Below are 13433 nucleotides of genomic sequence, written 5' to 3'. Positions count from 1 at the left end.
CGGGTCGCCCACGACGCCACCTCGTACGATAGGCGGCAATCCGCGCTGTCGGCGACCAGTTCTTCCACCAGCCGGAAACACGACTGTCGGCAACCGGTGGAAATGGTCTGTAATCCGTCGATGACCGATTTCACCTCATTCACCCCGGGGGCGCTGCTGTCGGGCCGCCGCGCTGTGGTCACCGGCGGAGCCGCGGGTATCGGTGCGGCAGTCGCGCGGGCCTTCGCCGCGCACGGCGCCGACGTCCTGGTCGCCGATATCGAACCGGTCGGGTCGCTCGAATTCGATCCCGCCGCGGGGGGTTCGACCACACATATCGACTGGGACGTGCGGACGACGCCGTGCCCGTCCGCGCTCGTCGAACACCGGCCCGATGTGCTGGTCAACAATGTCGGCCACTTTCTGCGGCCGCCGCGCACCTTCGCCGCCGACGCACCGGCGGTGTGGGACGAACTGCACGAAATCAACTTCGCGCACATCCTGCGGTTGACCCACGCGCTGCTCCCGGGCATGACCGAGCGGGGGACCGGTTCGATCGTCAACCTCACGACGGTCGAGGCCCATCGCGCGATTCCGGGCCACGCCGTGTACTCCGGGTACAAGGCGGCGCTGACCGGGTTCACCCGGTCGCTGGCCGCCGAGGTGGGACCCTCCGGGGTCCGGGTCAACGCGATCGCCCCCGACCTCATCGAATCGGTGCAGGTGCCCTACACGACGCTGGTTCCCGAGGAGGACCGGCCGCTGTGGCCGGCCTGGTCGCCGCTCGGTGGCCCCGGCCGACCGGAAGATGTGGCCGGTGTCGCGCTGTTCCTCGCCTCCGATCTGTCCCGTTTCGTCACCGGCGGCACCATTCACGTCGACGGCGGGACCCATGCCGCCGGCGGCTGGGTGCCACGCCGCTCCGGCGGCTGGACCAACCGTCCCCGCAATCCCTGACCGGCCCACCGAGAGGTATCTGTTCATGAAAACGCTGATCATCGGCGGCACCGGCATGATCGGTGCGCACGCGGCGCTGCATCTGCGCGACCACGGCGACGACGTCACCCTCGGGAGCCGTGGCCCGATCCCCGACGACTCTCCGGTCGCCGGCTTCCCGCTGTTGACGGGCGACTACACGGTTCCGTCGTTCACCCGGGAGCAACTGGCGCGATTCGACGCCGTCGTTTTCGCCGCCGGTAACGACGTGCGGCACAAGAAATCCGAGGACGACACCGAGCAGTTCTGGGCGAGCACCCAGAGCGTCGGCGTACCGCGCTTCGCCGCGCTCGCCAGACAGGCCGGTGTGGGCCGCTTCGTGCAGGTGGGCAGCTATTACCACCAGCTGCGACCGGACCTTGCCGAGGACAACCCCTATATCGCGGCCCGGAAGGCGGCCGACGAAGGCGCCCGGGCGCTCGCGGACGGGTCGTTCACCGTGTGCACGCTGAATCCGCCGTCGATCATCGGTGCCGTGCCGGGCGCATCGACCCGGCGCTATCGGCGGCTGGTTTCGTGGGCGGCCGGAAACGAGCCGGAGATTCCCGACTTCGCCCCGGCGGGCGGCACCAACTACATGTCCGCCGAATCGCTCGCGCAGGCGATCCGGGGGGCGTTGCTGCACGGGGAATCCGGTGCGGCATATCTCGTCGGCGATCAGAACCTGACCTACCAGCAGTTCTTCCAGCTGCTCGTCGATGCCGCGGACGGCAACCGGGTGATCGCGGAACGCGACGAACAGCACCGCCTGCAACCGGATGCCTCCATCATCCAGGGGCGCGGCAACACCCTTGCCTACGAACCGGATGCCGACGAGGTGCGCCGTCTCGGATACACCCGCAACGACTGTGCGCGAGCGGTCCGAGCGCTCGTCGACGTCGTCGTCGCGGCCTCGCCCTGAATCCGTCCGACGGCCGACCGCCGCCGGCGGCCGGACAGGCTCGGCCACATCGTGGTAGTCGGGCTCGACGTTCGGCTGGACGTCGTGGAAAGCCCGGTCTTCCGGGAAGCGCTGGACAAGGCGGCCGCTGAGCCGAAGACCGCGACGCCGCTCGGACGACTGCTCCGCCGTCCGCGTCCACTGGTTCCGGCCTGCGCGGCCGGGATCGGCTCGTTCGCACTGCCCGCACTCGCCACTTCGCGCATCATCGCCTACACCACCGGGATCGGGTCCTCGGGTCGGCGTCTCGTAGAACTCGGTGGGCCCCGGGGCGCGGCGCGGATCGCCGCGGACCGGGGCCTGCCATGATGGCGCGACGGTTGTCCGGCACGGGGCGGCCGGACGGTGGGATCACCGGGAAGTCCGGCGGACAAGGCACAACGCCCGGTGGGCTCCGATGAGTTTCGAGCGCGCAGGAGGTCTGACCCTCATGAGAAAACTGATCTACGGGTTCGGTGTGTCCCTGGACGGCTACGTCAACGACCGTCACGGCAGTATCGACTGGTCCGATCCGGACGAGGAGTTGCACCAGTTCCACAACGACAGGTATCGCGCGCTCGAGATCTCGCTGCACGGCCGGCGGCTGTACGAGCTGATGGCCGAGTACTGGCCACATGTGTCCGAGAACGCGCCGCGTATCGAGCGCGAATTCGCCGGGCTCTGGACGGCGAAGCCCAAGGTCGTCTTCTCCCGGACGCTCACCGAGGTCCATTGGAACAGCACCCTGGTCGGTGAGAACGCCGTCGAGGAGGTCCGGCGGCTCAAAGCCGGTGGCGACGGCATCATGGAGGTCGGCGGCGCGAGCCTCGCGGCCTCGCTGATGCCGTACGGGCTGATCGACGAGTACCAGCTGTTCGTTTCGCCCGTGGTGCTCGGCGACGGCACCCCGATGTTCCCGTCGCTGGCCGAGCGGATCCGGCTCCGGCTGGCCGAGACGCGCCGTTTCGACACAGTGGTGATGCTGCGCTACGTCACCGACTGAGGTCCCCGAGTCGCTACGGTCGGCGTTCGAGCGCGATTGTCGGCAGACGCTGTGCCGGGCAGAGCGCGTCCGTATTCAGCGACGATCGACGTCGGGCCCGGATGGTCTCGTCCTCGACCGGTCAGCGGGAGTGCCCCGAATATCGGTGTCGGCAGCGGTTTCCCGTTCTGTCGTAGAGGTGCGGCCCCGGAAGGAGTCGGTCGTTCCCGCGGCGCCGACCCCTCCGCCTGGTGGAGGAGGGGTCGGTCGAGCCTTCGGCGGCGGAACGGCTCAGGCGACGGTGGTGTCGACCGTGACGGGGATATTGCCGCGGGTGGCGTTGGAATAGGGGCACACCGCGTGCGCGGCCGCGACGAGCGAGTCGGCGGTGTCCTGGTCGATTCCGCCCAATTCCACGTGGAGGGCGGCGGAGAGGCCGAAACCGCCCGCTTCGGTGCTGTGCACACCGACCTCGGCGACGACGGCCGAATCGGTGAAAGCGATCTTCCGGGCGGCGGCCACGGCCTTCAGCGCCGAGTGGAAGCAGGACGCCCAGCCGGCGGCGAAAAGCTGCTCGGGGTTCGTCGCGCCACCCGGACCGCCCATTTCCCGTGGGATGGCGAGGGTGACGTCGATAAGGCCGTCGTCACTGACGACGCGGCCTCCGGCGCGACCTTCTCCGGTCGAGGTTGCCAGGGCGGTGTAGAGGGAATCGGACATGGTTGTTTTCTCCTCCGGTGGTGGGGTTCTCGGATGGGCGTGGAACGGGAGTAACGCGGCGGTTGTCGCCCGGCCGTCGGCGAGACGCCTCCGGTTCGGCTGCTGCTGGGTCGGCCGGGTGCGGGGGAGGGCGTGCAGGCCCGGCCGCGGTAAGACGGAGGGGTCGGCAGTCTCATTGCGAATGCCGCTGCGCTGCAAGGAATTGCAGGCGGATCGCCGAGGTCAGGAAGAAGATGCCGCCCAGCGCCGCGTATCCGGCCACGACGGTGAGTGTGGCCTCCGGCGCATCGGCACCTGTGATGAAGCTCGTGCCGGCGAGGGTGGAGATCGCACCGCTGAGAATCATCGGCCACTGACCACCGAGTCGGTAGCGCGATACCGCGACGATCAACTGCACGATCCCGGCGGTGATCGCCCAGATGCCCCACACACGGAGGACGTCGGGAACGCCGGAGGTGCCGGCGACGGCCACACCGAGGGCGGCGAGCAGGCTCGACGCCATATTGAGGTACAGCGCCCCCCGCGGTCGCGCGGCGCCCGAGGTGCGGAAGTCGATCACGGCGGCGGCCACGTCGAACAGTGGATAGATCACCAACAGGGCGATCCCGGCCGGGGCGAGTGGATCGGTGATCAGCGCTACCGAGACACTCCAGACGACAGCGAATCCGAAGCGCGCGTAGTAGAGGTTCCGCAGCCCCTGGGCGCTGCCGGTCGTATCCGCGACAGTGCCGGCCGTGCCGGTGTCGAGCGAGCTGGGCATCAAATTCTCTTTCGATGATTCAGGCGGTCGGTGACTACGACGATGAAAGAAAGAACGATCGGTATACCTGGAGTCTGGTGGCTGATATCGGAGTTTGTCAATACCGATCGTTCTTTCTGCTAGATTCGACTGGAGAATCAGGGAGATCGGAGGAACCCGGAGTGTCGGAAGCGCGGGCGCGCCTGCTCGATACCGCGAGTGGACTGTTCTACGCCGAGGGGCTCCACGCCGTCGGCGTCGAACGCATCGTCGCCGCTGCCCAGGTGACCCGGGCGACCCTCTACCGGCATTTTCCCGGCAAGGACGACCTCGTGGTCGCCTACCTGAGACAGGCCGACGAGGCGATACGGGCCCAGGTCGCCGCCGCGCGCAGCGAGAACCCGACAGCGGTCCAGGTCGTCCGGGCTGTCGGGCAGTCCATCGCCGACGGTATCCGGGGCCCCTGGTTTCGCGGATGCGCGTTCCTCAACGCGGCGGCCGAATACCCCGACCCCGAGCATCCGGTCCATCGGACCGTTCTCGCGCATCGACAGTGGTTCCTGGCCACGGTCACCGAGATCCTCGCCGCTGTCGACGGAATCGACCCGGAACCCGCCGCCCGCCACTTCGTGATGTTGCGGGACGGCGCGATGGCGGCCGGTTGTCTGACCGACCCGATTCCCGTCTGCGAGACCTTCCTGCTCGGCATCGAAGGAATTCTGGAATCACGTAGGCGCACCGGCGGGAATCCGGGCGAATAGTTTCCGGGGATATCCCGGCAAAGCCGGTGGCCGTCCGGAAACGCTGGGATCGGCTACGGGCCCGCAATCCCGCCCGCACCCTCCCGAGGCGCCGTAACCGGCAGCTCACCAGCCGGAGAGCCACCGATCACCGAGCGGATGTCACCGGCCGTCGCGGGGGAGCCGGCCGGCCTCCACCCATTTGTGATGTCGTTTCACCGTGCGGTCGAAAATCCAGGAGATCTCCTGTCCGGTCCGCCGGTCGAAGGCAAGTCCGCTCATATGCGCGGGGTCGTGGAAAGCCGTCCACATCGGTGAGTCGATGACGCACACGTGGTCCGGGCGCTCGGGCGGATTCGGCGGCAACAGGACCCAGATTCCCTCCAGCGCTCGGCGGAAGGTCTCACCGATGAGGTAGACGAATCGCGAGCCGACTTCGAAGTTCTCCTCGGAGAGCATATCGTCGAAGTCGGAAAAGCGACGCAGCATCTCCTGCTCCGCTATTCGCAGCCCTTCGCGGGTCCAGAGGAGTCCGTGGAGTTCGGGGACATCGGTAGCGGCGAACTCGCCCTCGACCGCGTCCTGTTGCAGTTGTAACCAGTCGCCGAATCGCTCGTCGTCCTGGATCTGCCGGAATTCCGGCGCGTCCCGGTCTGTCGTCGGTTCACCTGTCGAGGGCATCGGTTCTCCACTTCCGCATCGTTGCAAGAGTATTTTATGTTCGGCCCGGGGCGAATTCGCACACTTCGGTCTCCACAGTGGAACCGGTTCGAGCAGCGGCGTGACCGGGGCGGTGGTACGCGGTGGTACGCCGCGGGCCCTGCATTCGCCTCGGACTTCGCGGCGCGGAAAGCTCCCGAGGATCCGCGGCCCGGGTGCCGCAGATCGGATCGGCGCACGATCGGCGCACGCCCGCCGGACCGGCGAAACCGTGAGTCACGCAATACGATCCCGGCTTTGTCCTTGCTAGTTTGTCAGTGCACCGCGTCCGAACCTGCTGTCGCGGCTCGATTCCAACAGGACAGAAGAAGAGGTCGATGCCGGAAACGAACTACTCGCCCGACCGCCATCTGGTCGGGCGCGCCATTGCCGACATCACCGGAGAACCGGCCGAGGTCGGCATGCTCGGGTACGGCAGGGCCGATCAGCAGACCACCGGAATACACCTGCGTCTGCGCTCCCGCGCTTTCGTCTTCGCCGACCCGCTCGTCGATCGGCGAGTGCTGTTGATCGTGAACGACCTGCCGCTGATCTTCTCCAGCGTCACGCAGGAGGTGCTGCGTCGGCTGGCGCAGCGCTACGGCGACACCTACACGGCGTCCAATGTGATGCTCACCGCGACCCACACCCATTGCGGACCCGGCGGCTATTCGCACCATCGGCTGTACAACGGCGCGGGCGGGTTCCGCCCCAGAACCTTCGCGGCGATCGTCGACGGCATCATCGAAGCGGTCGAGCGAGCGCACGAGGATCTCGCGCCGGCGACCCTGCGGTTGGCGCACGGTGAGCTGCGCGAGGCCAGTGTCAACCGCTCGCGCGCGGCATTCGACCGGAACCCGCAGGAGGAAAGAGAGTTCTTTCCCGACGCCGTCGATCCGCAGACGACCCTGTTGCGCGTCGACCGTGCGGGCGAACCGTGCGCCGCCGTCAACTGGTTCGCCACCCACGGTACCTCGATGACCAACCGGAACACACTGGTCAGTGGTGACAACAAGGGCTACGCGGCCTACCACTGGGAGCGTGTGGTCGAAGGCGTGAACTATCTGGTGGACCCGGATCCGGACTTCGTCGCCGCCTTCGCGCAGACCAACTCCGGTGATATGTCGCCCAACCTGGACGGCAGCCCCGGTAGCGGCCCGACCGGCGACGAGTTCGAGAACACCAGGATCCTCGGCATGCGCCAGTACGAGGTCGCGGCCAAACTCGCCGCGGGCTATATGCCCCGAATGGCGGGGACCATCGATCACCGCTGCATCCATGTCGATCTGTCCGCGGTGACCGTGTCCGCGGAGTTCACCGGAGACGAGCGCGAGCATCGCACCGGACGCCCGGCCGGGGGCGCGGCCGCTTTCGCCGGCGCCGCATTCGACGGGCCGACCCACTGGAAGACCTTCCGCGAAGGTCGCAATCCGGGCTGGGATCTGCTGTCACGGTTGGCATACCGGTTCGCGCCCTCGCTGCGCGATGCGCAGGCGCCCAAGGCGATCGTCGCTCCGGGCGGGCTGCTCAACCGGTTCGGGCCGTACGTGCAGGAAATCGTTCCGGTACAACTCGTCCAGATCGGCGAGCTGTATCTGCTGGGGATACCCGGCGAGGTGACGATCGCCGCCGGTCTGCGGTTGCGGCGCACGGTGGCGGCGATCCTCGAAGTCGAGCTGACCAATGTCCTGGTCGCGGGATACAGCAACGCCTATATCCATTACGTGACGACTCCCGAGGAGTACGACGAGCAGCGTTACGAGGGCGCGAGCACTCTGTTCGGGCGATGGGAGCTGCCGGCCCTGCAGCAGATCGCGGCGCAGCTCGCGACCGCGTTACGCGACGGCAGCCCGGTACCCGCCACCGCCCCCGCGCCTGACCTGGCGGATTCGCAGAAACCGGCGAAATCGACACCGCCGGTGGATTTTCCGCCGGTGGGATACGACTTCGGCGATGTGCTGAGCGAGCCGGCGGCGACATACCGTGCCGGGGAGCAGGTGAGCGTCGAATTCGCCGGTGCCTATCCCAACCACGACCTACATCGCGGCAGCACGTATCTCATGGTGCAGCGTCGTGATGGGGAGCGCTGGCGGACGATCGCCGACGACGGCGACTGGGAAACCACATTCAGCTGGTCGCGGGGACCCGCGTCGAGTTCACATGTCACCATCGTCTGGCACAGCCCCGCCGACACACCCCCCGGCAGTTATCGGATCCGGTACTTCGGCGACGTCGTGAAGTCCGGCAGCGACCGGGTGCCGATCAGCGGCACCTCACCGGAGTTCCGGATCGACGCCGAGGGTCATGGTGAATGATCACCTCCGCATCCACCCGTATCCAGCGAACCGGGCCGCTACCGGGTCTTCTCGCCACACCACCTGCCTGACACCCGCGCAGGCACGGGGATCGGCGACCGCGTCTTCAACATTCGCTCTGCGCCGGGACCCCGCGCAGACGTTCGTCCAGCCAGATCATCGCCTCGGGATAGCCGAGTCCGGCCGCGACGATGTGTTCGCCGAACACACTGCGGTAGACCGCGGTGACACCGAGCGAGCACTGTTCGCGGTAGAGATTGCGTGCGCCCTCGGCAGGGATCCAGAACTCCTGTTCACCGTTGTAGATGTAGAGCGGTGCCGCGGAGGCGAGTCCCGTCATCCGGGTCACCTCGTAGATATCCCGGGCCAGGACCGACTGCAGTGGGTCGGCGGAATTCGCGGCGATATCGATCGGCAGCAGCAGGACGCCGGGCAGCGCGAAAACGCTCACGCACTGGTCTTTCATCGGCGAGGTGGTCACCCACTGGGCGAGGTGGTTCATCCGGGTCAGGAGCTCGGGCCGTTCGCGGGCGATACCGAAGACGGCTGCCATGAACACGCCCGAGGCAAGATTGCCGTTCATACTGCGGGCCAGGATCTCGTAGTCGGCGGGTACGCCGCCCAGTGCCGCACCGGCCAGCGACGGTACGAGCTCGGGTGCGTAACTCCGGATCAATTTCACCGCACCGTGGGTGGCGATCGCGCCGCCGGAATAGCCGGTCATGGCGAATTCGCTCGCGCCGAATTCGTCGGCCTGCCAGCTGCGCACCGCGCGCATCGCATCCAGGACCGCGTGGCCCGCGACGTAGGGCTCGGCGTAGGCCATCAGCGGGCCTTCGTGGTCCGGAATGAGTACGGCGTAGCCGCGGAGCGCGGCCAGGTGGGTCGTGGGCGGAACGAAGTCGGTGAGTGCGCTGTCGGTGACCGAGAATCCGTGCGCCAGCGTGTAGCTCGGTGTGCAGTGCCGGCCGAGAGCATCGATGGGGAGATTGTTGACCAGCACCGGCCGCGCCCCGGGTACCGGGGAGGCGGTTGCCGGTATCACCAGGGTGGCCGTGGCGAAGGAGGGACGATCGTGTGCGTCGGTGGTCCGGTATTTGAGCAGTACCGCCCGCTGGATCGGAACGACCACCAACGGCGCCGCCGAGCTGGTGATATCGCGGACCTCGAGCACCGCGCCGGGGGCGAAGCCGGCGAGGTTCGCCGGCCAGTGATCGAATATCGGGTCGCCGACCGGCGCGGGCAGCACCGCCTGTCGTAATGCCGCCAGCTCTGGTGACAGATCGTCCGACTGCCCTGCCGGGATCGGCTGGGGCGCCGCGGAAATGGGCGGTGGCGGCAACACCCGGTCTATCCACTGTTGGATATCGGGCAGGAGGGTGCCGTTCGCGGGTGTGGGCGGTGGAAGTACCGGTAGTCCGGGGAGCGGCTGGCCCGGCTGCACGGACGGTTGGGCGGCGGCCTGACCGGTGAGCGATATCACGATGGCGAGCAACGCGACAGCGCCGGCACACAGAGATCTCATGGCACACGTCCTCGGGTGCGATGTCGACAGATCCGGCGCCCGAAGAGATCGTGGAGTTTCCTTTTCCCGAAATATCCTCTGTCCTACCGGGGCCGGGCGCTCAGAGTACGTGATCAGGGGTCGATCGCCGGGTTACGTCATATGATCGAGACGGCCTGCTACCGATTCGAGACAGCACAGCGATCGGGTCGTTGCGATCGAGCACAGCACGCTCAGCCGCCTCGTTCGTACAGTGCGCGAACGGTGTCGACCGTATCGGCCTCGGCGGCGGGTTTGTCGTCGCGGTATCGCACTACGCGGGCGAACCGGAGCGCCAGGCCACCGGGATAGCGGGACGAGCCCTGCACTCCGTCGAAAGCGATCTCGACGACCTGTTCGGGCCGCACGCGTACGACGTACCCGTCGGTCGGGCCTGCGGCGAGTTCGGTGAACCGCCGGGTCTGCCATTTCAGCATCTCGTCGGTCATCCCCTTGAACGTCTTACCCAGCATCACGAATCCGCCGGTGTCCGGATCGCGGGCGCCCAGATGGATATTGGACAGGCTGCCGGTGCGCCGGCCGGAACCCCATTCGACGGCCAGAACCACCAGGTCCAAGGTGTGTACGGGTTTGACCTTGAGCCAACCGGCGCCGCGGCGGCCGGCCTCGTACGGTGCCGACGGCGACTTGGCCATCACGCCCTCGTGGCCGGCGGCCAGGGTTCGTTCCAGGAACCGTTGTGCCGCGGCGGTATCGGCGGTCACGAGCCGATCGACTCGCCGGTCGGCGGGGACGAGCGCGTCGAGCGCGTCGAGCCGGTCGCCGGTGGGCAGATCCAGGAGATCGGTGCCGTCGAGATGGAGCAGGTCGAAGAAGAACACCGACAGCGGTTCGAGTTCCCCCGGCTTCCTGCGGCCGAACCGGGCGGCGGTGACCTGGAAGCGATGCGGCCTTCCATCCGGTCGCAGGGCGATGGCCTCGGCGTCCAGAATCAGATCGGTGGCCGGTAGCTCGAGTGTGGCGGCCACGACCTCGGGGAGCCGCGTGGTGACATCGTCGAGCGTGCGGGTGAAGATCGAGACGGTCGAACCGGCGCGGTGGATCTGTACCCGCGCGCCGTCCAGTTTGGTTTCGAGTACGGCTGTGCCGCCGAGTCGATGCAGCGCATCGGCGACCCCGGTCGCGGTCTGGGCGAGCATCGGCCCGACCGGTCGCCCCGTGCGGAGCCGGAACTCCGCCAGTGCCGCCGGGCCTCCGGTGAGCGCCGCGGCCGCGACGGCGGGCAGGGCACCGGCCAGCATCGCCGCGCGCCGGACATCGGTGGCCGGTATACCGGATGCCTTCGCGACCGCGTCGGACATCACGCCGGCCAGCGCGCCCTGCCGCAACTCGCCGCTGAGGAGTCGACGCAGAAATAGCTGCTCGGCCTCGGACGCCGTCTCGAACAGATCGCGCACCAGCCCGGCGCGCGCGAGCCGCGCACCCTTCCCGGAGACCGCGCCGATACGAGTGAACCGCGCGTCGACATCGGCGACCGTGAGCGTCGGCGTCGCGGCCGGTGCGGGCAGCGACCGCAGCGCCGCCCAGCCCACGCCGATCTGGCGCTGAGGTAGTTCACCGGAAAGCCAGGAGGCGGTCACCGCGATCAGGCGTGCGTCACCATCTGCGGCGATGAGCTTCAGCAGCGCGGCGATACGGTCGGTTTTGGCCAGGCGCGCCGACGCCGACGCGATATCGGCGGATGCGGCGGCGACCTCGGCGAACAGCACGTCGACAGCCTGGCACGCCCGTCGCTTCCGGGCAATCAGCCGCACGGCGTGGTGACTGCCCCACGCCGGGCGGGCCCTGCGTTCCTACGCTGTGTCCAGGAGATTCCGGTCGTCCAGTGGGCCGGGTTGCGGTGGGTGGATCGGTCCGGCGCTGCGCCCGAGCCGCTTTCCGCTGCCGCCGCGGCGCAGCGCGATGATCTCCGCGAGGATGGAGACGGCGGTCTCCTCCGGTGTCGTGGCGCCCAGATCGAGACCGATCGGGGAAGACAGGCGACTCAGTTCGGATTCGGTCAGCCCGGCGGCGCGCAGGCGCGCCATTCGGTCGGTGTGTGTCCGTCGGCTGCCCATGGCACCCACATAACCCGCTTCGGACCGCAGCGCGATCTCGAGTGCCGGAACATCGAAGCGTGGATCATGGGTGAGCACGCAGATAGCGGTGGACGGCGTGATCACCGCCTGTTTCAGGAAGTCCTGGGGCCACATCACGACCACCTCGTCGGCTTCCGGGAAACGTTCGGGTGTCGCGAAAACCGGCCGGGCGTCGCACAGGGTCACCGAGTACCCCAGGAGTTTCGCTGTTCGCACGAGCGCGTGGGCGAAGTCGACCGCGCCGAACACCAGCATGCTCGGTGGCCGGGCGACCGAGGAGATGAGTACCGACAGTGTGTCTTCGGCGCAGTCTCCGGATGGGCCCAGTTGCACGGTCGTCGTGGTCCCGGTGTCGAGCTGACGGCGGGCCCGGGCGACGACCGCGGCGTCCAGGAACGGGCCGCCGCAGGTGCCGGCCCACAAGGTACCGGTCGTGACGATCGTCCGGCCCAGGTGGGCGCCTTCGGAGACGACGGTCGCGGTGGCAACCGGCCGGCCTGCCGCGACAGTGTCCGCGGCGAGCGTGAGGCCGGGGAGGTAGGCGGGGCCGGCCGGCTGGGCGAGGACTTCCATCTCGCCACCGCACATCAGCGCGACGGATCCGGCACCGTCGTCGTCGGCCGCGTATCGGCGGATGATCGCGTTCCCGGTGTGCATCACTTCGGTGGCGAGATGGAAGACGTCGCTTTCGATACAGCCGCCCGAGATGCTGCCGACTACGGTTCCGTCGCGGGAGATCGCCATGACGGTGCCGACCGGCCGGGGAATCGATCCCGCCGATCGGACGATCGTGACCAGGGCACAGTCGATTCCGGCTACCTGCCATCGGGCCACAGTGTTCAGCACCTCGTGCATCCGGACTACCCTCTGCCTAGTCGTACGGTCCGCATACCGGTCGCGGCGTCGCGGTCGGTAACCGGTGGCCGCCGTCGATTTCCGGATCGACCGCGCGGCCGCGCGGTCCCGGCGAGCGGATCGCCGGAGTTCCGCGCTGGTGGGATGATGGAAAAGATCGTACAGTACCTTTGCGCAAAGGTAAGTGGGTCGACGAGAGATGGGTTGGGGCAGAGGCAGTGACGGAACACTCGGACGGCGTCGGCGAGATCATCCGGCAATGGGCTCAGTCGCGGCCCGAACTCGATGTCTCCGCGCTGGAGATCTTCGGGCGGATGCACCGCAGTTTCCTGCTCTATCGGTCACGGATCAACGGGGTGTTCGAGCAGTACGGCACCAACGAGGCGGGCTTCGACGTCCTCGCGTGCCTGCGCCGCGCGGAACCGGATTTCCGGCGTACGGCGGGTGAGCTGGCCAAGCAGACGCTCGTCACGACGGGCGGTCTGACCCTGCGGGTCAATCGGCTGGAGGAGGCCGGGCTGGTGCTCCGGGAGCGCGATGCCGAGGATGCCCGGGTCGTCTACGTGACACTGTCGGATGCGGGGCGTGAGCTCGTGGACCGCGTGGCCGATGCCCACTTCGCCGAACTCGCGCGGATGCTGGTGGGCCTGGACCCCGGACAGAAGGCTCAGCTGGCGGGGTTGCTCACGGTGCTCGAGGGGTCGCTGCGGACCTCGGAGCTCCCGGTGGGGGAGGATGTCGCGGTCGATCGCACCGCCTGATCGCCTGCTTTCCGCGCTCCCGGATCTCACGATCTGGGAGCGTTCGTCGTTTCCGGGGTTTCTTCGCGAAACCTTTTCGAATCGTT

13 protein-coding genes are annotated in these 13433 nt (G+C 68.0%); 7 read left to right on the top strand and 6 right to left on the bottom strand.

Going from position 1 to position 13433, the window contains the following annotated elements:
* Positions 1-120 precede the first annotated feature (120 nt).
* The 4 genes from ACWCPQ_RS05955 to ACWCPQ_RS05940 all read left to right on the top strand — a co-directional run bounded on the left by ACWCPQ_RS05955 (position 121) and on the right by ACWCPQ_RS05940 (position 2897).
* On the top strand, positions 121-936 hold the full coding sequence (locus ACWCPQ_RS05955) for an SDR family NAD(P)-dependent oxidoreductase (protein WP_449895284.1): 816 nt from the start codon (positions 121-123) through the stop codon (positions 934-936).
* Between the two features lie 25 nt (positions 937-961).
* Positions 962-1876 (top strand): NAD-dependent epimerase/dehydratase family protein, encoded by a 915-nt coding sequence (locus ACWCPQ_RS05950; protein ID WP_449895282.1) that lies wholly within the window; start codon positions 962-964, stop codon positions 1874-1876.
* An 84-nt stretch (positions 1877-1960) separates the two neighbouring features.
* On the top strand, positions 1961-2224 hold the full coding sequence (locus ACWCPQ_RS05945; RefSeq protein WP_449895280.1) for a hypothetical protein: 264 nt from the start codon (positions 1961-1963) through the stop codon (positions 2222-2224).
* A 121-nt stretch (positions 2225-2345) separates the two neighbouring features.
* Positions 2346-2897, top strand: coding sequence for a dihydrofolate reductase family protein (locus tag ACWCPQ_RS05940; RefSeq protein ID WP_449895279.1), 552 nt, complete (start codon positions 2346-2348; stop codon positions 2895-2897).
* A gap of 270 nt (positions 2898-3167) precedes the next feature.
* Here ACWCPQ_RS05940 and ACWCPQ_RS05935 read toward each other — a convergent pair whose 3' ends face one another.
* Entirely contained in the window at positions 3168-3596 is a 429-nt protein-coding gene (locus ACWCPQ_RS05935) for an organic hydroperoxide resistance protein (RefSeq protein ID WP_449895277.1), read from the bottom strand.
* A 172-nt stretch (positions 3597-3768) separates the two neighbouring features.
* The gene (locus ACWCPQ_RS05930; protein WP_449895275.1) at positions 3769-4356 is read right to left on the bottom strand and encodes a hypothetical protein; all 588 of its coding nucleotides are present in this window, start codon (positions 4354-4356) and stop codon (positions 3769-3771) included.
* Between the two features lie 161 nt (positions 4357-4517).
* On the opposite strand from ACWCPQ_RS05930, the gene ACWCPQ_RS05925 reads away from it, so the two are divergent.
* Positions 4518-5096 (top strand): TetR/AcrR family transcriptional regulator, encoded by a 579-nt coding sequence (locus tag ACWCPQ_RS05925; RefSeq protein ID WP_449895273.1) that lies wholly within the window; start codon positions 4518-4520, stop codon positions 5094-5096.
* 141 nt (positions 5097-5237) lie between these two features.
* Here ACWCPQ_RS05925 and ACWCPQ_RS05920 read toward each other — a convergent pair whose 3' ends face one another.
* The gene (locus tag ACWCPQ_RS05920; protein WP_449895270.1) at positions 5238-5756 is read right to left on the bottom strand and encodes a hypothetical protein; all 519 of its coding nucleotides are present in this window, start codon (positions 5754-5756) and stop codon (positions 5238-5240) included.
* 356 nt (positions 5757-6112) lie between these two features.
* Between ACWCPQ_RS05920 and ACWCPQ_RS05915 the strand changes: the two genes are divergently transcribed.
* On the top strand, positions 6113-8089 hold the full coding sequence (locus tag ACWCPQ_RS05915) for a neutral/alkaline ceramidase (RefSeq protein ID WP_449895268.1): 1977 nt from the start codon (positions 6113-6115) through the stop codon (positions 8087-8089).
* A 106-nt stretch (positions 8090-8195) separates the two neighbouring features.
* Here ACWCPQ_RS05915 and ACWCPQ_RS05910 read toward each other — a convergent pair whose 3' ends face one another.
* From ACWCPQ_RS05910 to ACWCPQ_RS05900, 3 genes are all read right to left on the bottom strand, one after another.
* Positions 8196-9614, bottom strand: a complete 1419-nt coding sequence (locus ACWCPQ_RS05910; protein ID WP_449895265.1) for a lipase family protein — start codon at positions 9612-9614, stop codon at positions 8196-8198.
* A 212-nt stretch (positions 9615-9826) separates the two neighbouring features.
* Complete coding sequence (locus ACWCPQ_RS05905; RefSeq protein ID WP_449895263.1) at positions 9827-11362, bottom strand: ATP-dependent DNA ligase; 1536 nt, start codon at positions 11360-11362, stop codon at positions 9827-9829.
* Between the two features lie 84 nt (positions 11363-11446).
* A complete protein-coding gene (locus ACWCPQ_RS05900) occupies positions 11447-12586 on the bottom strand; it encodes an XdhC family protein (protein WP_449895261.1) in 1140 nt (379 codons plus the stop codon).
* A 218-nt stretch (positions 12587-12804) separates the two neighbouring features.
* Between ACWCPQ_RS05900 and ACWCPQ_RS05895 the strand changes: the two genes are divergently transcribed.
* Positions 12805-13347: a MarR family winged helix-turn-helix transcriptional regulator gene (locus ACWCPQ_RS05895; protein WP_449895259.1), complete on the top strand. Its 543-nt coding sequence runs from the start codon at positions 12805-12807 to the stop codon at positions 13345-13347.
* The last annotated feature ends 86 nt before the right edge of the window (positions 13348-13433 follow it).

The organism is Nocardia sp. NPDC001965, assembly GCF_053594175.1.
This window is presented reverse-complemented; position numbering and strand designations above follow the sequence as displayed.